Annotated in this window: 16 protein-coding genes, 2 tRNA genes and 1 pseudogene; 8 read left to right on the forward strand and 11 right to left on the reverse strand. The window is 62.5% G+C overall.

Going from position 1 to position 16,594, the window contains the following annotated elements; all coding sequences use genetic code 11:
• The first annotated feature begins 39 nt into the window (after nucleotides 1-39).
• Both ACIGKL_RS00375 and panC read left to right on the forward strand, forming a co-directional pair.
• Entirely contained in the window at nucleotides 40-672 is a 633-nt protein-coding gene (locus tag ACIGKL_RS00375) for a TetR/AcrR family transcriptional regulator (protein ID WP_195881788.1), read from the forward strand.
• A 1,145-nt stretch (nucleotides 673-1,817) separates the two neighbouring features.
• Nucleotides 1,818-2,666 (forward strand): pantoate--beta-alanine ligase, encoded by an 849-nt coding sequence (panC, locus tag ACIGKL_RS00380; protein ID WP_195881787.1) that lies wholly within the window; start codon nucleotides 1,818-1,820, stop codon nucleotides 2,664-2,666.
• Between the two features lie 131 nt (nucleotides 2,667-2,797).
• On the opposite strand, the pseudogene ACIGKL_RS00385 reads toward panC, so the two are convergent.
• The 6 genes and pseudogenes from ACIGKL_RS00385 to ACIGKL_RS00410 form a co-directional block, all read right to left on the reverse strand.
• A pseudogene (locus ACIGKL_RS00385) lies at nucleotides 2,798-4,105 on the reverse strand (tyrosine-type recombinase/integrase); the annotation flags it as partial.
• Between the two features lie 225 nt (nucleotides 4,106-4,330).
• Nucleotides 4,331-4,406 (reverse strand) — tRNA-Gly (locus tag ACIGKL_RS00390).
• Between the two features lie 67 nt (nucleotides 4,407-4,473).
• Complete coding sequence (pgsA, locus tag ACIGKL_RS00395; RefSeq protein WP_021442548.1) at nucleotides 4,474-5,034, reverse strand: CDP-diacylglycerol--glycerol-3-phosphate 3-phosphatidyltransferase; 561 nt, start codon at nucleotides 5,032-5,034, stop codon at nucleotides 4,474-4,476.
• 33 nt (nucleotides 5,035-5,067) lie between these two features.
• Complete coding sequence (uvrC, locus tag ACIGKL_RS00400; RefSeq protein WP_397484779.1) at nucleotides 5,068-6,891, reverse strand: excinuclease ABC subunit UvrC; 1,824 nt, start codon at nucleotides 6,889-6,891, stop codon at nucleotides 5,068-5,070.
• 2 nt (nucleotides 6,892-6,893) lie between these two features.
• A complete protein-coding gene (gene uvrY, locus ACIGKL_RS00405) occupies nucleotides 6,894-7,538 on the reverse strand; it encodes a UvrY/SirA/GacA family response regulator transcription factor (RefSeq protein ID WP_031302763.1) in 645 nt (214 codons plus the stop codon).
• A 160-nt stretch (nucleotides 7,539-7,698) separates the two neighbouring features.
• Nucleotides 7,699-7,786: transfer RNA gene (locus tag ACIGKL_RS00410), tRNA-Ser, on the reverse strand.
• Between the two features lie 130 nt (nucleotides 7,787-7,916).
• Here ACIGKL_RS00410 and ACIGKL_RS00415 point away from each other — a divergent pair.
• The 6 genes from ACIGKL_RS00415 to ACIGKL_RS00440 all read left to right on the forward strand — a co-directional run bounded on the left by ACIGKL_RS00415 (nucleotide 7,917) and on the right by ACIGKL_RS00440 (nucleotide 11,115).
• Nucleotides 7,917-8,585 (forward strand): Bax inhibitor-1/YccA family protein, encoded by a 669-nt coding sequence (locus ACIGKL_RS00415; protein ID WP_122107826.1) that lies wholly within the window; start codon nucleotides 7,917-7,919, stop codon nucleotides 8,583-8,585.
• 155 nt (nucleotides 8,586-8,740) lie between these two features.
• Nucleotides 8,741-9,133: a sulfurtransferase complex subunit TusD gene (tusD, locus tag ACIGKL_RS00420; RefSeq protein WP_021442552.1), complete on the forward strand. Its 393-nt coding sequence runs from the start codon at nucleotides 8,741-8,743 to the stop codon at nucleotides 9,131-9,133.
• Nucleotides 9,133-9,492: a sulfurtransferase complex subunit TusC gene (tusC, locus tag ACIGKL_RS00425; protein ID WP_397484780.1), complete on the forward strand. Its 360-nt coding sequence runs from the start codon at nucleotides 9,133-9,135 to the stop codon at nucleotides 9,490-9,492. The genes tusD and tusC overlap by 1 nt, the downstream gene beginning before the upstream one ends.
• Entirely contained in the window at nucleotides 9,492-9,791 is a 300-nt protein-coding gene (gene tusB / locus ACIGKL_RS00430) for a sulfurtransferase complex subunit TusB (RefSeq protein ID WP_397484781.1), read from the forward strand. Before tusC ends, tusB begins: the two co-directional genes overlap by 1 nt.
• A complete protein-coding gene (locus ACIGKL_RS00435; protein WP_397484782.1) occupies nucleotides 9,788-10,123 on the forward strand; it encodes a TusE/DsrC/DsvC family sulfur relay protein in 336 nt (111 codons plus the stop codon). The genes tusB and ACIGKL_RS00435 overlap by 4 nt, the downstream gene beginning before the upstream one ends.
• A complete protein-coding gene (locus ACIGKL_RS00440) occupies nucleotides 10,120-11,115 on the forward strand; it encodes a glycosyl transferase family protein (RefSeq protein ID WP_397484783.1) in 996 nt (331 codons plus the stop codon). The genes ACIGKL_RS00435 and ACIGKL_RS00440 overlap by 4 nt, the downstream gene beginning before the upstream one ends.
• A 102-nt stretch (nucleotides 11,116-11,217) precedes the next feature.
• Here the strand turns inward: ACIGKL_RS00440 and cysG are convergent, their stop codons facing one another.
• The 5 genes from cysG to lolA all read right to left on the reverse strand — a co-directional run bounded on the left by cysG (nucleotide 11,218) and on the right by lolA (nucleotide 16,474).
• Nucleotides 11,218-12,606 carry a siroheme synthase CysG gene (gene cysG / locus ACIGKL_RS00445; RefSeq protein ID WP_397484784.1) on the reverse strand — a complete coding sequence of 463 codons (1,389 nt, stop codon included), beginning with the start codon at nucleotides 12,604-12,606 and terminating at the stop codon, nucleotides 11,218-11,220.
• 176 nt (nucleotides 12,607-12,782) lie between these two features.
• Entirely contained in the window at nucleotides 12,783-14,063 is a 1,281-nt protein-coding gene (gene serS, locus ACIGKL_RS00450) for a serine--tRNA ligase (RefSeq protein ID WP_397484785.1), read from the reverse strand.
• A 78-nt stretch (nucleotides 14,064-14,141) separates the two neighbouring features.
• Nucleotides 14,142-14,522, reverse strand: a complete 381-nt coding sequence (gene crcB, locus ACIGKL_RS00455) for a fluoride efflux transporter CrcB (protein ID WP_397486222.1) — start codon at nucleotides 14,520-14,522, stop codon at nucleotides 14,142-14,144.
• Nucleotides 14,522-15,844 (reverse strand): replication-associated recombination protein A, encoded by a 1,323-nt coding sequence (locus tag ACIGKL_RS00460; RefSeq protein ID WP_397484786.1) that lies wholly within the window; start codon nucleotides 15,842-15,844, stop codon nucleotides 14,522-14,524. Before ACIGKL_RS00460 ends, crcB begins: the two co-directional genes overlap by 1 nt.
• 3 nt (nucleotides 15,845-15,847) lie before the next feature.
• Entirely contained in the window at nucleotides 15,848-16,474 is a 627-nt protein-coding gene (lolA, locus tag ACIGKL_RS00465) for an outer membrane lipoprotein chaperone LolA (RefSeq protein WP_397484787.1), read from the reverse strand.
• Nucleotides 16,475-16,594 lie beyond the last annotated feature (120 nt).

Raw genomic sequence — 16,594 nt, forward strand, 5'->3', positions numbered from 1 at the left:
TTAGCCAGCCAATACAGACTCAGCTCTTGGATGATCATGATGAGCACGTCTACATCGACTTGTAACCTGTCAGCGATGCTCGGAAGAGCAACTTCTGGCATAGACCATAAGCCCTCACATCAACTGGTGAGGCAGGTCGCCCTGAAATTGTTCAGTGAAATAGGATTTCATAACGTCAGCCTGAGAAAACTGGCCAATACATTGGAAATGCAGCCTGGATCACTTTACAACCACATAGATGGCAAGCAAGAGCTGTTATTCGAACTGATCGACGAATACGAAACGGACTTACTCGATGCCATTAAAGTTGATCTACCAGCAGGTAGCTCTCCCGAACACCGGCTCTCTGCCTACATCCGCTCACATCTCGGATTCAATGCTTCGAGCCCACAACATCGCTCCATTGCACAACTTGAATTCAGAAACCTTACCGCGAATCAACAAAAGATCATTGAAGCCATCCGCGCAGAGTACACATTCATACTCGCTGAAATAATTCAGCACGGCATACTAACTCAAGCATTCAGACCCATGCCCCTCCAAGTAGCCACACGCCTAATTCTATCCATGCTAACTGAAATGAGCAGAGAGGATAAAAGCAATGCTACTTTAACCATTGAAGATAGCACGACACTACTCCACGAGACTGTGCTTAGAATCCTGCATACCTGATACAACGCGATCTAACACGCACAACCCAAGCACCACAGTAAACACCTGACACCAATGACAGATCAACAGAGACGCAATAGTAGAGGGCGGCGCCATGACTCATAAAGATGCAATATTTGCTTTAATGCTAAGCGCACAAATTCACCGAACCCACAGGGCCATAAAGAATACCGCCCGCCGGTGCGCCAAGCGGCTACCAAAAGAAAAGCGAACGTTGATGCTGACCATAGCTAAGAGTCCACGCCCACTGGACATGATAGCGTTCATTGAGAGCCCTCTAAGCAACGTCTCTATGCAGGGCTTAAATTCGTAGGCGCCCCATTCTCTCGAGAGAAACGGCGTCCCGACGAGTGGCAAAATCTGCAGTTGACTCCAGCCACTACAAGGGTATATTCACCAAACAGACTCAAAAAATAACAAAAGCGAGTTTACCATGCCCACCAAAATACGCTCCGTCTTCTTTTCTTTGGTTTTTCTAGCCGGGTGTGCCGAGTTTAGTGATGCTCAAAAAAATTCTACAAACCAACCTTCTCATCACTGTCAAGATCACACAAGAAATTGCCCCCCTCCTATTCAGGTATCATGGAATAACGTTTTCTGGTAATTGACAGAACATTCATGAACTTATACCACTACTAGGATGATCTGAAGTAGTCACATATTTCTGCTCGAGCTCGGCGCTTGCCTCTTTTAAAACTAGTCAATCGTCCCTCTAGATCATCCGAGCTCTCTATGTTATTCGAAACTGCGAGCACCGCATAAACTCCTGAACAAGACCTCCCTAAGTCGCGAGACCATCCAAGCCGAGGGGAAATCCATTGGCAGCAACTCGAGATTTTACCGCCCTGATATAGAGGCTACACCCTCTTGAGAAAGGAAAAATTCAGCCGCACATGGAGCAATGTTCGCGCCGCTAGCAGCCATGGTTAAACTTCGGAAAATTGAAAGAAGTCATCGACCGCACTATTTAATAACCTTTGAATGAAGCAGACAGATGAGTAATGTCATTTACGATACTTCGCTGAAGCAGACCAATGGAAGCGTCAGAGGTCTTGACGAGTATCGCTCCCTACAGGCCCTAGCGGCTGGTGATAGTCGGTTGCTTGCGACCATCGAAACACAAACGACCAAAGAGGCGTGAAGCAATGCTGACAGTTGATACAATTGGCGGGCTTCGCACGCTGGTGGCCCGCGCTCGTGGTAAAAACAAGAAAGTCGCCCTAGTACCAACAATGGGTAACTTGCATGACGGCCATATCGCTTTGATTCATGGTGCAATGCAGCGAGTCGATTTCGTGGTTGCGAGTATTTTCGTCAACCCGCTCCAGTTCGGAGCAAATGAAGATTTGGCTAGCTATCCCCGGACTCCCGACGCTGACCGCGAAAAGCTGGCCAAGGCCGGATGTGATGTGCTGTTTGCTCCTGCTGTTGAAGAGATCTATCCGAATGGAATGCTCAACCAAGCCACCGTCAGCGTTCCGAATGTGTCTGAGGGCCTTTGCGGTGCGGTACGCCCTGGTCACTTTGGCGGCATGGCCACTATCGTCCTCAAACTGTTAAACATTGTGCAGCCAGACGTGGCGTTTTTTGGGGAAAAGGACTATCAGCAGTTGGCCGTCATTCGCTCGATGGTCAAATATCTCAATATGACAATAGATATCATCGGCGCTCCGACGGTTCGGGCTGCGGACGGTTTGGCGTTATCGTCTCGCAATGGATATCTGAATGACCACGAACGCACGATAGCCCCTATCCTTTACGCATGTTTAAAGAAAATAGCTGGGGCAATTAAGGACAAGAGGCTAGTAGATGAGCATTATTTACAGAAATGTCGTCAGCGCATAACGACTGCCGGTTTCCAGCTAGAGTACCTTGAAGTCCGAAATGCAAAGAATCTGAGCCCTGCGACAAGTATCGATACACACTTGGTGATTTTGGTGGCGGCCCGCATCGGCAAAACACGACTTATTGATAATTTGACTTTTCACATTTAAAGCTTCTCTGAAGCTGCCATACGTTTCAGTCTGACTTTAACTATCACTGTATTTCAAACAAAGTTCTCCAATCATCCGCCTTTCCCGTGTTTTTGGCCAAGCCACGGATTCACCACCGATTCGCCAGATACTTTTAGCCTTTCACCCAACGCCGGTATGCCATCAATAAGTATCGTCAAATGCTTACCCGCAGTTTTTACTTCCCCCCGCTCCAGCAGATCGAGCCGATCAGCCCAGTCCTGCATCATCTTCCTGCGAGGGTCCACATATAGGGCGTGGTTGTAGGTCGCACTGACCTTATTGGGATCCGCGTGAGAGAGCTGGGCATCCACCCAGATTCTGGGATAGCCGATCTCATTAAGTGCAGTAGAGAGCGTGCCACGAATGCCGTGGCCCGTGAGCAAGCCCTCGTAGCCCATGCGCTTGAGTGCTCCGTTCAGTGTGTTCTCGCTAATGCGTTTTTTCAGCTCACTACGGTGGGCCAGCAGGTAACGCTGGGCAGGTTTAACCTGCCCCAGTAACTGACGAACGATCTCGATCGCCTGAACCGACAACGGCACGATATAGGCTGGAATATCCTGCGGCCGCTGGCCACGCTTGCGCATGCCGTCCTGCAGTTGCTTGACCACCTCGGGCGGAATGATCCACAAGCCACGTTCCAGATCGAATTGATCCGGCGTCGCCAGGCGCAATTCACCGGTGCGCACGCCCGTCAACAGCAACAGACGGATGCCGAGCTGCGTGGTCATCATGCCCCTATAGCGACGTAGCTTGCACAGCAACTCAGGTAACTGATGCAGACGCAGAAAGGGATTGTTGACCACCGGCGGTTTGGGAGCCGCGACCACATCCAGATCCGATGCGGGATTACCCTCGACCCCTTCGACTTTCACCATGGCAAAGCGGAACAAGTGCCTGAGCCAGGTGCGCACCTTTTCGGCAGTGGTGAATGCCCGACGCTGCTCGATGCGAGCCAGCACGGCCAGGAGATCGGGGCGACGGATGTCATGGATGGCGATGCCGCCCAAGGCAGGAAGCACGTCTTTGTCGAAGATTCGCTGGATCTGCGACAGCGTGCTCTGCCGCCCCTCCTTGAGTTCCAGCCTGCGGTGCACGAGCCACTGCAGGTACACCGCCTTGAAGCTGTTCTCGCTCGCCAAACGGACAGCGCGGAGCTTGTGCTTGCGGTCTACCTTGGGGTTGACGCCTTTAGCGGCCAAAGCACGGGCCTCATCGCGCAACGCACGGGCCTCCCGCAGGCCAACCGCCGGATAGGTGCCCAGGGACATCCGCTTCTGTTTAGCGGCCCAGTAGTACCTGAAGTGCCACGATTTGCCACCCTTGGCGGACACCGCCAAAGATAAACCATCAAAGTCAGGGAGGGTGTAGTCCTTGCCGGTGGGGCGGGCCTGCCGGACGGCGACGTCTGTGAGTGCCATTAGCGAACTCCTGAACAAGAGTCAGGACCCGATGCTTGCCTCGCCAGCCGCACTCCTCCAGCAACAATCCGGAAACCACAGCCCCCATAAAGATGGACTTAAAAATGGACTTAAACGCCCTGGCTGGGGGCAGACTCCGGCAGATATCGCTGGAACGAAAAAAGGACCGTAAGGCCCTTATTTCAACGATCTACAGCCTTTGGTGGACGCCTGTAGACCATAATTTGGAGCGGGAAACGAGACTCGAACTCGCGACCCCGACCTTGGCAAGGTCGTGCTCTACCAACTGAGCTATTCCCGCTTGTCTTGGTGACGGGCGCCATTCTATAGAATCGAATCGCCGCGTCAACCCTTTGATTCAAAAATACTTATTTCTTTTCCGAGGTGGTGCGCAGGTGCGGCCAGGCGGCCAGCAGGTAGTGCAACATCGACCACAGGGTCAGCACGGCGGCGATGATCAGCAAGGCATAACCGAGCAGTACCCAGAAGGTGAATTGCGGCGGATTAGCCAGCAGGATCACCAGCGCCACCATCTGCGCCGCGGTTTTCCATTTACCCAGATTGGACACCGCCACATGCGCGCGCGCACCCAGTTCGGCCATCCATTCGCGCAGCGCGGAGACCACGATCTCGCGTCCGATGATGGTCGCCGCAGCCAGGGTCAGCCACAGGTTGGAGTGCTCGGCGGCCAGCAGCACCAGGGCCACTGCCACCATCAGCTTGTCCGCCACCGGGTCGAGGAAGGCGCCGAACGGCGTGCCCTGCTCCCAGCGCCGCGCCAGATAGCCGTCCAGCCAATCGGTCACGGCGGCGATGGCGAAGACGGCGCTGGCGGCCCAGTAGCTCCAGGAAAACGGCAAGTAGAACAGCAGGATGAAGACCGGGATCAGCAGAACCCGGAGCACGGTAAGCAAGTTGGGGATATTCATCGGCACAACTGGGCTGCGAGGTGAGCGGGCATTCTACTCGCTGTGCAAGGTGGCATAAATCAACTCGGCGAGCTTTTTGCTGATTCCCGGCGCCTTGGCGATTTCCTCGGCGCTGGCGCGGGACAGTTCCTGCAGGCCACCGAAGTGGTTGAGCAGCTCGCGCCGGCGCTTCGGGCCGACTCCGGCCACCTCCTCCAGGCTCGAGGTGCGCCGCGCCTTGCCACGCCGGGCGCGGTGGCCGGTGATGGCGAAACGGTGCGACTCGTCGCGAATCTGCTGGATCAGATGCAGCGCCGGCGAGTTGCCCGGCAGGGTGAATTCGTGCTCGGCATCGTTCAGATAGAGCACCTCCAGCCCCGGCTTGCGCGTGGTGCCCTTGGCCACGCCGAGCAGGATCAGGTCGGGCACCGCCAGCTCCTGCAGCACCTCGCGAGCCATGGCCAACTGGCCCTTGCCACCATCCACCAGCAGCACGTCCGGCAACTTGCCTTCGCCGTCCTTGATCTTGCTGAAGCGCCGGGTCAGCGCCTGATGCATCGCCGCGTAGTCGTCGCCGGCGGTGACGCCCTCGATATTGAAGCGGCGGTAATCGGATTTGAGCGGGCCTTCCGGGCCGAACACCACGCAGGACGCCACCGTCGCCTCGCCGCTGGAATGGCTGATATCGAAGCACTCCATGCGCTGCGGCGGCTCGTCCATCTGCAGCACAGCGGCCAGCGCCTCGAAGCGCTCGGCCAGATGCTGACGATTGGCCAGGCGCGCGGCCAGCGCCTGCTCGGCATTGGTCACCGCCAGTTGCTGCCAGCGCGCACGGGTGCCGCGCACGCGATGGCTGATGCTCAGGCTACGCCCGCGCAAGGATTCGACCGCCTCGGTCAGGGTGGCGAAATCCTCGTGCGGCACGTTGACGATCAGCTCGCTGGGCAGGTCGCGCTCGACGTTGCCCAGGTAGTACTGGGCGAGGAAGGCCATCAGCACGTCGCCGCCCTCCTCCTCGATCGCCACCTGAGGGAAGAAATTCTTGCTGCCCAGCACCCGGCCACCGCGCACGCTGATCAGGTGCACACAGGCACCGCCGGGATTGAGCATCACCGCGATCACGTCGACGTCGCCGCTGCCGCCTTCCATGCTCTGCTGATCTTGCACCCGGCGCAGCAGGGCGATCTGGTCGCGCAGCTCGGCGGCGCGCTCGAACTCCAGGGCCATGGCGGCCTTTTCCATGCCGGCGGAAAGTTCGTCGCTCAGCGCGTTGCTGCGGCCCTCGAGAAACATCACCGAATGGCGCACGTCCTCGGCGTATTCCTCGGGCGTGACCAGGCCGACGCAAGGCCCCTTGCAGCGCTTGATCTGATACTGCAGGCACGGCCGCGTGCGGTTCTTGTAGTAACTGTCCTCGCACTGGCGGACGAGGAAGGTCTTCTGCAGCAGGCTGAGGCTCTCGCGGATCGCCAGCGCGCTGGGATAGGGACCGAAGTAGCGCCCTTTGGCCTTCTTGGCGCCGCGATGGATGCCCAGGCGGGGGAATTCTCCATCGGAGAGAAACACGTAGGGGTAGGATTTGTCGTCGCGCAGCAGGATGTTGTACGGCGGCCGCCATTCCTTGATCAGCGTTTGCTCGAGCAGCAGCGCCTCGGTCTCGTTGGCGGTGATGGTGGTTTCGATCTGCGCGATGCGCGCCACCAGCGCAGCGGTCTTGGGCGCCTGGCCGGTCTTGCGGAAATAGCTGGCCAGGCGTTTCTTCAGGTTCTTCGCCTTGCCGACGTAGAGCAGCTTGGTCTCGCCGTCGAACATGCGATAAACGCCGGGGCGACCGCTGCAGGTCGCCAGGAAGGCACTCGAGTCGAAGGGGGCGGACATCTTCAGCTGACGGCGTCGACCATGCCGTGGCGCACCGCGAGCAGCGCCAACTCGACGTCGCTGGTGATGGAGAGCTTCTCGAAGATGCGGTAGCGGTAGGTGTTGACCGTCTTCGGCGACAGGCACAGCTTGTCCGAGATGTTCTGTACCTTGTGGCAGTTGGCGATCATCAGCGCGATCTGGATCTCGCGCTCGGACAGCAGGTCGAACGGCGAGCCGTTGCTCTGCGGCTGGAAGGACTTCAGTGCCAGTTGCTGGGCGATCTGCGGGTCGATGTAGCGCTGGCCGGCGAACACCAGGCGGATGGCCTGGACCATCTCCTCCAGGGCTGCGCCCTTGGTCAGGTAACCGGCGGCGCCGGCCTGCAGCAGGCGCGTGGGGAAGGGATCTTCCTCGCACACGGTGACGGCGACGACCTTGATGTCGGGGTGGCTGCGCATCAGCTTGCGGGTGGCTTCCAGGCCGCCGATGCCGGGCATCTTGACGTCCATCAGCACCACGTCCGGCTTGAGCTCACGCACCTTGAGCAGGGATTCTTCCCCGGTGCAGGCCTCGCCCACCACCTGCAGGCCGTCGATGTCGGCGAGCATGCGCGTAATGCCTGTGCGAACCAGATCGTGGTCGTCGACCACCAGCACCCTAATCAATCGGCCACCTCGTTGCACCTTGTCAGCCACCGCACGCGGCGGTGAGGTTGAACTTGTCGGTCACCTTAGCAAAAAGCCAAAGCCTGACCTAGCTTGGCGCACGACAGTCAAAAAGCAAGCGCCAGATAAAGATCAGAAATTGCGTCAAGGCAAAAGGAATTGGCGGAGGCGGTGAGATTCGAACTCACGGATAGTTGCCCATCGACGGTTTTCAAGACCGTTGCCTTAAACCACTCGGCCACACCTCCGCTGCAGTGCGGGCGGCAATCTTACCGGAACGCAACACACTGTCAAACTCTGCGCCTTGGCACTGCGCCGGGCTCTGCTATGATCGGGAACATTCGAATATCGGAACCCTTGTGCCACAGGAGCGTCGCCATGCAAGAGCAAGACTACGTACTCAATCACTCGCAGGCCGAGCAGCTGGAAGTCAGCCGCGTCCTGCGCAATACCTACGGCTTGCTGGCCATCACCCTGGCCTTCAGCGGCCTGGTCGCCTTCCTCAGCCAGCGCGCCAACCTGCCCTACCCGAATTTCTTCGTGGTGCTGATCGGCTTCTACGGCCTGTTCTTCCTCACCTACAAGCTGCGTGACTCGGCCTGGGGCCTGGTTTCCACCCTGGCGCTGACCGGCTTCATGGGCTACACCCTCGGGCCGATCCTCAACCGCTACCTGGGCATGGCCAACGGCGCCGAGGTGATCAGCTCGGCCTTCTCCATGACTGCGCTGGTATTCTGCGGCCTGTCCGCCTATGTGCTGACCACCCGCAAGGACATGAGCTTCCTCAGCGGCTTCATCACCGCCGGCTTCTTCGTCCTGCTCGCCGCCGTGCTGGCCAGCTTCTTCTTCCAGATCAGCGGCCTGCAACTGGCCATCAGCGCCGGCTTCGTGCTGTTCTCCTCGGTCTGCATCCTCTATCAGACCAGCGCCATCATCCATGGCGGCGAGCGCAACTACATCATGGCCACCATCAGCCTGTACGTGTCGATCTACAACCTGTTCGTCAGCCTGCTGCAGATCTTCGGCATCATGGGCGGCGACGACTGATCCTTTTCGTCCCCCTTCAAGCCCGCCTCGGCGGGCTTTTCTTTGCACGTTTGTTGGCGCAAAGCCCGCGCCCACCGAGGTGCCGTCAAGGATTCTTTGTCTGCCATAGGCCCCTGGCCTTATCATTGCCGTCAGTTTGCCTCGCCGGACGCTCCATGAAATTCGCCATCGCCCTGTTCGCTGCGCCCCATCTGCCCGCCTCCCGCCGCGCCCTGCGTTTCGCCCAGGCCGCCCTGGCCGGCGGCCACGAGATCGTGCGCCTGTTCTTCTACCAGGACGGCGTGCACAGCGCGGCCAGCAACGTGGTCAGCCCGCAGGACGAACTCGACCTGCCGCGGGAATGGCGCGAGTTCGTCAGCGAGCACGGGCTGGACGCCGTGGTGTGCATCGCCGCCGCCCTGCGCCGCGGCGTGCTCGATGCCGATGAGGCGCAGCGTTACGCACGGCCGGCGGCCAACCTGCAGGCGCCCTGGGAGCTGTCCGGCCTCGGCCAGTTGCATGAGGCGGCGCAGCAGGCCGACCGCCTGATCTGCTTCGGAGGCCAATGATGAGCAAGTCGCTGCTGATCATCAGTCGCCAGGCGCCCTGGAGCGGCCCCGGCGCCCGCGAGGCGCTGGACATCGCCCTGGCCGGCGGCGCCTTCGACCTGCCCATCGGCCTGCTGTTTCTCGACGATGGCGTGTTCCAGCTGGCCGCCGGCCAACAACCGGGCGCCGTGCAACAGAAGGATCTCGGCGCCAACCTGCAGGCCCTGCCGCTGTTCGGCGTGGAGGCGCTGTATGCCAGCGCCCGCAGCCTGAGCGAGCGCGGCCTCGACGATGCCCAACTGCAGCTCGCGGTGCAGCGCCTGGACGACGGCGCACTGACCAGCCTACTCGACCGCTACGACCAGGTGATCACCCTCTGATGGCCACCCTGCATATCCTCTCTCACTCGCCCTTCGCCGACAGCCGCCTGGTCAGCTGCCTGCGCCTGCTCGGCGCGAACGATGCCCTGCTGCTCACCGGCGATGCGCTCTACGCGCTGCAACCAAACACCGCCAACCTGCAGGCGCTGCAGCTGCTGCCGGCCGGCATCGCCCTCTATGCGCTGGACGAAGACCTCGCCGCCCGCGGCCTGGCGGCGCCCGAGCGGGTGCAGACGGTGGACTACCCCGGTTTCGTCGAACTGTGCAGCCGTTACGCCAAGGTCAACAGCTGGCTATGAACGTCCTGAACCTCGACGGCCGTGAAATCGCCCTGGACCAGGACGGCTACCTGGTCGACCTGCAGGACTGGTCCGAGCCGGTCGCCGAGGCCCTGGCCGCGGCCGAAGACCTGCCACTGAGCGTCGAGCACTGGGAAATTCTCCAACTGCTGCGCGCCTTCTACGCCGAATTCCAGCTGTCGCCGGCCAACCGCCCGCTGATCAAGTACGTGGCCCTCAAGCTCGGCCCGGACAAGGGCAACAGCCTGCACCTCAACCGCCTGTTCAAGGGCACCCCTGCCAAACTGGCGGCCAAGCTCGCCGGCCTGCCGAAACCGACCAATTGCCTATGAACCTGATCACGCCAGCCGAACATCCCTTCGCCCAATTCGTGCGCATCCTCGGCAAGGGCAAGCGCGGTGCGCGCAGCCTGACCCGCGAGGAAGCGCGCGAGGCCATGGGCCTGCTGCTCGACGGCAAGGCCGAGGACACCCAGCTGGGCGCCTTCCTCATGCTGCTGCGGCACAAGGAGGAAAGCGCCGAGGAACTGGCCGGCTTCACCGAGGCGGTGCGTGAGCGCCTGGCAACGCCGGCCATCGATGTCGATCTGGACTGGCCGAGCTACGCCGGCAAGAAGCGGCATCTGCCCTGGTACCTGCTGGCGGCCAAGGCGCTGGCCGCCAGCGGCGTGCGCATCTTCCTGCATGGCGGCGGCGCGCATACCGCCGGCCGCCTGTACTGCGAGCAGTTGCTGCAGCCACTGGGGATTGCCCTGTGCCGCGACTGGTCGGCGGTGGACGCCGCCCTGCAGCAACAGCGCCTCGCCTACAGCCACCTGGGCGACTGGATGCCGGCGCTGCAGCGCATGATCGACCTGCGCAACACCCTCGGCCTGCGCTCGCCGATTCATTCCCTGGCGCGTGTGCTCAATCCGCTCGGCGCACGCTGCGGCCTGCAGAGCATCTTCCATCCCGGCTACCAGGCGGTGCACCGCGAGGCCAGCCAGCTGCTCGGCGATCACGCCATAGTGATCAAGGGCGAAGGCGGCGAGATCGAGGTCAATCCCGATGCCGTCTGCCACCTCTACGGCACGCAGGACGGCCAGGCCTGGGACGAGGAATGGCCGGCGCTGTCGGCGCAGCGCCACGTCAAACCGGAAAGCCTGCAGCCCGAACAGCTACTCGCCTTCTGGCGCGGCGAGCGCGAAGACGCTTACGGCCGTCTGGCGGTGATCGCCACCATGGCCCTGGCCCTGCGCGGCCTGGGGCTGCCGCGTGAGCAGGCGTTCGCCGAAGCCGAGCGGCGCTGGAGCACGCGGCTCGAGTCGAACAGATCGATCAGTTAAGCCTGAACTGATTCGCGGCTGAAGCCGCTCCTGCGAGAGGCCCGCAGGGCGGATCGCGCCTTGTCGAGCCGCGGCAACAGCGCCAGCTACGCGCCCCGCCGCTCAGACGTCGTTCTGCGCCCCCTCGAACCAGGCCAGCTTGTCGCGCAGCTGCACCACCTCGCCGACTATCACCAGGGTCGGCGCATGCACTTCGTGCTCGGCCACCAGCTGCGGCAGACTCGCCAGGGTGCCGGTGAACACCCGCTGGTTCTGCGTGGTGCCCTGCTGGATCAGCGCCGCCGGGGTGGCGGGCGCGCAGCCATGGGCGATCAGTTGCTCGCAGATGCCGGCCAGCCCCACCAGCCCCATGTAGAACACCAGGGTCTGGTTGGGCGCCACCAGATCCTGCCAGGCCAGGTCGCTGCTGCCGTCCTTGAGGTGGCCGGTGACGAAGCGCACCGACTGCGCATGGTCGCGATGGGTCAGCGGGATGCCGGCGTAGGCCGCGCAGCCGGAGGCGGCGGTGATGCCCGGCACCACCTGGAAGGGAATGCCCTCGGCGGCCAGTTGCTCGATCTCCTCGCCGCCGCGGCCGAAGATGAAGGGATCGCCGCCCTTCAGGCGCAGCACCCGCTTGCCCTGGCGGGCCAGGTCGATCAACAGCTGGTTGATTTGCTCCTGCGGCACGGCGTGGTCGGCGCGGCGCTTGCCGACGTAGATGCGCTCGGCGTCGCGGCGGCACAGCTCGATGATCGCCGGCGCCACCAGGCGGTCGTAGAGCACCACATCGGCCTGCTGCATCAGGCGCAGGGCGCGGAAGGTCAGCAGGTCGGGGTCGCCCGGGCCGGCGCCGACCAGGTACACCTCGCCCAGCGCGCGCGGTGCGGCGCCCGCCAGACGCGCTTCGAGCAGACGCTCGCCCTCCTCCGGCTTGCCGGCGAACACGCTTTCCGCCACCTGGCCCTGGAATACGTCCTCCCAGAACACCCGGCGCTGCTGCACGTCGGGGAACAGTTGCTTGACCCGCTCGCGAAAGCGCTTGCCCAGGTTGGCCAGCTGACCATAGGTGGCCGGAATCCAGGTCTCGATCTTGGCGCGGATCAGCCGCGCCAGCACCGGCGCGTCGCCACCGCTGCTGACCGCAACGATCAGCGGCGAGCGGTCGACGATGGCCGGGAAGATCACGCTGCACAGTGCCGGCGCGTCTACCACGTTGACCGGAATCCCCAGCGCCTGGGCCTGCACGGAAATCCGCGCGTTGAGCGGCTCGTCGTCGGTGGCGGCGATCACCAGGGCCACGCCCTGCAGGTCGCCGGCCTGGTAGCCACGCAGGAAGATGCCGGCCGGGCCGGCCAGTTCCTGCAGCTCGCTGCGGATCTCCGGCGCCACGACGCGCAGACGGACGCCGGCGTCGCTCAGCAGGCGCGCCTTGCGCAGGGCGACTTCGCCACCGCCGATCACCAGCACCGGGCGATCCTGCAACTTGTGGAACAGCGGAAGGAATTGCATAAATCAGCCTCGCAAGAGGTAGGAAGGCGGGCGGCGGGTTCGTAGGGTGCGCCATGCGCACCAACTACCGACGCGGGTCCCGGTGCGCACGGCGCACCCTACGTGGCGATCATCGGCATACCGCCTAAAAAACGGGGCGGCCATTGCCACCCCGTATCCTGCATCGCGATCGAGCTTTAGCCGATCACTTCGATACCGCCCATATAGGGCTTGAGCACCTCGGGTACGCGGATGCTGCCGTCGGCCTGCTGGTAGTTCTCCAGCACGGCCACCAGGGTGCGCCCCACCGCCAGGCCGGAGCCGTTGAGGGTATGCAGCAGCTCCGGCTTGCCGGTTTCCGGGTTGCGGTAGCGCGCCTGCATGCGGCGAGCCTGGAAGTCGCCGCAGTTGGAGCAGGAGGAAATCTCGCGGTACTTGTCCTGGCTCGGCACCCAGACTTCCAGGTCGTAGGTCTTCACCGCCGAGAAACCCATGTCGCCGGTGCACAGGGCCAGCTTGCGGTACGGCAGCTCGAGCAGTTGCAGCACACGCTCGGCATTGGCGGTCATGCCTTCCAGCGCCTCGAAGGACTTGGAGGGCTCGACGATCTGCACCATCTCGACCTTGTCGAACTGGTGCTGGCGGATCATGCCGCGGGTGTCGCGACCAGAGGCACCCGCCTCGCTGCGGAAGCACGGGGTGTGGGCGACGAACTTCAGCGGCAGCTGCTTGGCGTCGAGAATCTCGCCGGCGACGATATTGGTCAGCGACACCTCGGCGGTGGGGATCAGGTAGAAATCCGCCTCGCCTTCGCGGGCGATCTTGAACAGGTCTTCCTCGAACTTCGGCAACTGGCCGGTGCCCTGCAGGGCCGGGGCCTGCACCAGGTACGGGGTGTAGGCCTCCTCATAGCCGTGCTCGCCGGTATGCAGGTTGATCATGAATTGCGCCAGGGCGCGGTGCAGGCGGGCGATAGGCCCGCGCAGCAGGGCGAAACGGGCACCGGAGAGCTTGGCAGCGGTCTCGAAATCCAGCCAGCCGTGCTGCTCGCCGAGGGCGACGTGATCCTTGACCGCGAAATCGAAGCTGCGCGGGGTGCCCCAGCGCGATACTTCGACGTTGCCGTCCTCGTCTTCGCCGACCGGCACCGACTCGTGCGGCAGGTTGGGAATGTTCAGCAGCAGGTTGTCCAGTTCGCTCTGAATGGCGTCCAGCTCGCGCTTGCCCGCTTCCAGGTCGCTGCCCAGCTGGTCGACTTCGGCCAGCAGCGGCGCGATGTCCTCGCCGCGCGCCTTGGCCTGGCCGATGGTCTTGGAACGGCTGTTACGCTCGGCCTGCAGTTGCTCGGTGCGCACCTGCACCGACTTGCGCTGACTCTCCAGGGCCTCGAAGCGGGCGACGTCGAGGACGAAGCCTCGCGTGGCGAGGCGCTCGGCGATTTCGGTGAGTTGCGTGCGGACGAGTTTGGAATCGAGCATGTTCGGGTCTCAAGACAACGGCGAAATGGTGGTGGCCAGCAGTGTGGCGCGGGTGGTGGAGTGTAAAGCCTTAGCGGGTCAGGATGCCAATCGGGCCAGGCTCAACCCGGCCCAGGCCGCCAGCAGGCCGCCGATGATGCTGAACGCCAGGTAGCCGAAGGCTTCGGCGGCGCGACCGCCCTCCATCAGCTTCAACATCTCCAGACTGAAGGAGGAAAAGGTGGTGAAGCCGCCCAGCACGCCGGTAATCAGCCCGGTGCGCAGCTCCAGCGGCAGATCGCTGCGGGTGAGAAACAGGCCGGACAACAGGCCGATCAGCAGACAACCGAGGAGGTTCACCGCGAAGGTAGCCAGGTAGAAATGCCGCGGCCACTGGCCGGCGACCCAGCTCGCAACCAGAAAGCGCATAACCGAACCGGCCGCGCCACCCAGGGCCACGGCAAGCGCCACGCGAATCATCATTTTCGCCTCTGCCTCGGACTGCTGGCGTCCAGATTGCGCAGGTGCTGCAGCTTGTCGCGAATCTTCAGCTCCAGGCCCCGCGGTACCGGGTCGTAGTACTGGCGCGGCTGCAGCGCCTCGGGGAAATAATCCTCGCCGGCGGCATAGGCATCCGGCTCGTCGTGGGCATAGCGGTACTCGTCGCCATAGCCGAGCTGCTTCATCAGCTTGGTCGGCGCGTTGCGCAGGTGCAGCGGCACTTCCTGCGAGCCCTGCTCGGCGGCGTCGCGCATGGCCGCCTTGAATGCCGTGTACACCGCGTTACTCTTCGGCGCGCAGGCCAGATAGACGATGGCCTGGGCCACCGCCAGCTCGCCTTCGGGGCTGCCCAGGCGCTCCTGCACATCCCAGGCGTTAAGGCACAGGGTCAGGGCGCGCGGGTCGGCATTGCCTATATCCTCGCTGGCCATGCGCACCACCCGCCGGGCGATATACAGCGGGTCGCAGCCGCCATCGAGCATGCGCGCGTACCAGTACAGCGCGCCGTCGGGACTGGAGCCGCGCACCGACTTGTGCAGCGCGGAAATCTGGTCGTAGAAGGCCTCGCCGCCCTTGTCGAAGCGCCTGCGGCTGTCGCCCAGCAGGTTCTGCAGCAGCTCCACGCCGATTTCGCCGCCATCCTCGGCCAGGTCGGCGGCGTTCTCGAGGAAGTTGAGCAGGCGCCGGCCGTCGCCGTCGGCGGCGGCCAGGAGTATCTGGAAACTCTCCTCCGGCAGGCTCAGGTTACGCCCGGCCAGGCCCTTCGGCTCGCTCAGCGCACGGCCCACCAGCTTGCGCATCGCCGCCTCATCGAGGCTCTTGAGCACGTAGACGCGGGCGCGCGACAGCAGCGCGTTGTTCAGCTCGAAGGAGGGGTTTTCCGTGGTGGCGCCGATAAAGATCAGCGTGCCGTCTTCCACATAGGGCAGGAAGGCGTCCTGCTGGCTCTTGTTGAAGCGGTGCACTTCGTCGACGAAGAGGATGGTGCGCCGGCCGTACTGGGCGGCGTGCTGCTGGGCCACCTCCACCGCCTGACGGATCTCCTTGACCCCGGAGAGCACCGCGGAAATGGTCTCGAAGTGCGCATCGGTGACCTTGGCCAGCAACCGCGCCAGGGTGGTCTTGCCCACGCCCGGCGGCCCCCAGAAGATCATCGAGTGCAGGGCGCCCTGCTCCAGCGCCTCGCGCAGCGGCTTGCCCGGGCCGAGCACGTGTTCCTGGCCGACGTACTCGTCCAGGCTGGTCGCGCGCAGGCGCGCGGCCAGGGGTTGTGCGACGGGTTGCCGACCGAACAGGTCCACGCCTTACTCCTGAATGACGTCCGCCCCTTGCGGAATGTCGAAGCTGAACAGGTGATCTTCGACCGGCTCGTTCATCTTCACGTTGAGGAACAGGATATTGGTGCGCTGGCCGATGCTGTCGATCAGTTGCATGTCGTTGAGCACACGGTTGCGGAACGACAGGCGCAGGCTGTCGAACAGGCTGTCCTTGGCCTTGGGCTTGAGGATGAAGTCGACCACGCTGCCGCCTTCCTTGTAGCTGATCTCGAAGTTCTCGCGGATCTGCGACACATCGCCGGACAGCAGCAGCGCCGGGGTATGGGTCAGGCGCTGGTCGAGGGTCTGGATGGTCACCTGTTCCAGGTCCGGGTCGTACAGCCAGACCTTCTGACCGTTGGACACCAGCAACTGCTCCATCGGCTCGTCGGTGTGCCAGCGGAACAGCCCCGGACGCTTGAGTACCAGTTGCCCGGCGGTTTCCTGCAGCTGGGTGCCGCTGGCGTCCAGGGTCAGCTGGGAGAAACGTGCGCTGATGGTTTGCGCCTGGTTGAGCAGTTCGGTCAGGCGCTGGGTGGCCGCCTCGTCGTCGGCCTGGGCGGTCAGCAGGGTGAAACTCAGAGCGGCCAGCATCAGCAGGCGGATAACACGCATATAAACCCCTTGAAGGATGGCGAGACGTCCACGCCCCGCATTGCTCGGCCGCCGCTGGGGCCGCCGTGGAATCTTGTAGACCGCGAAGCCGCCGATTTGTCCGCGGCCGCCGCGCTCAGA

Source organism: Pseudomonas sp. NPDC077186 (genome assembly GCF_044543505.1).
In the GTDB taxonomy this organism is placed as follows: Bacteria; Pseudomonadota; Gammaproteobacteria; order Pseudomonadales; family Pseudomonadaceae; genus Aquipseudomonas.

Coding starts and splice junctions, on each gene's coding strand:
- panC (WP_195881787.1), top strand. CDS start 1,818: ATGCTGACAGTTGATACAATTGGCGGGCTTCGCACGCTGGTGGCCCGC.
- tusD (WP_021442552.1), top strand. CDS start 8,741: ATGAAATTCGCCATCGCCCTGTTCGCTGCGCCCCATCTGCCCGCCTCC.
- crcB (WP_397486222.1), bottom strand. CDS start 14,522: ATGATTCGCGTGGCGCTTGCCGTGGCCCTGGGTGGCGCGGCCGGTTCG.
- cysG (WP_397484784.1), bottom strand. CDS start 12,606: ATGCAATTCCTTCCGCTGTTCCACAAGTTGCAGGATCGCCCGGTGCTG.
- ACIGKL_RS00375 (WP_195881788.1), top strand. CDS start 40: ATGAGCACGTCTACATCGACTTGTAACCTGTCAGCGATGCTCGGAAGA.
- ACIGKL_RS00440 (WP_397484783.1), top strand. CDS start 10,120: ATGAACCTGATCACGCCAGCCGAACATCCCTTCGCCCAATTCGTGCGC.
- ACIGKL_RS00415 (WP_122107826.1), top strand. CDS start 7,917: ATGCAAGAGCAAGACTACGTACTCAATCACTCGCAGGCCGAGCAGCTG.
- lolA (WP_397484787.1), bottom strand. CDS start 16,474: ATGCGTGTTATCCGCCTGCTGATGCTGGCCGCTCTGAGTTTCACCCTG.
- uvrC (WP_397484779.1), bottom strand. CDS start 6,891: ATGTCCGCCCCCTTCGACTCGAGTGCCTTCCTGGCGACCTGCAGCGGT.
- tusC (WP_397484780.1), top strand. CDS start 9,133: ATGAGCAAGTCGCTGCTGATCATCAGTCGCCAGGCGCCCTGGAGCGGC.
- tusB (WP_397484781.1), top strand. CDS start 9,492: ATGGCCACCCTGCATATCCTCTCTCACTCGCCCTTCGCCGACAGCCGC.
- ACIGKL_RS00435 (WP_397484782.1), top strand. CDS start 9,788: ATGAACGTCCTGAACCTCGACGGCCGTGAAATCGCCCTGGACCAGGAC.
- serS (WP_397484785.1), bottom strand. CDS start 14,063: ATGCTCGATTCCAAACTCGTCCGCACGCAACTCACCGAAATCGCCGAG.
- pgsA (WP_021442548.1), bottom strand. CDS start 5,034: ATGAATATCCCCAACTTGCTTACCGTGCTCCGGGTTCTGCTGATCCCG.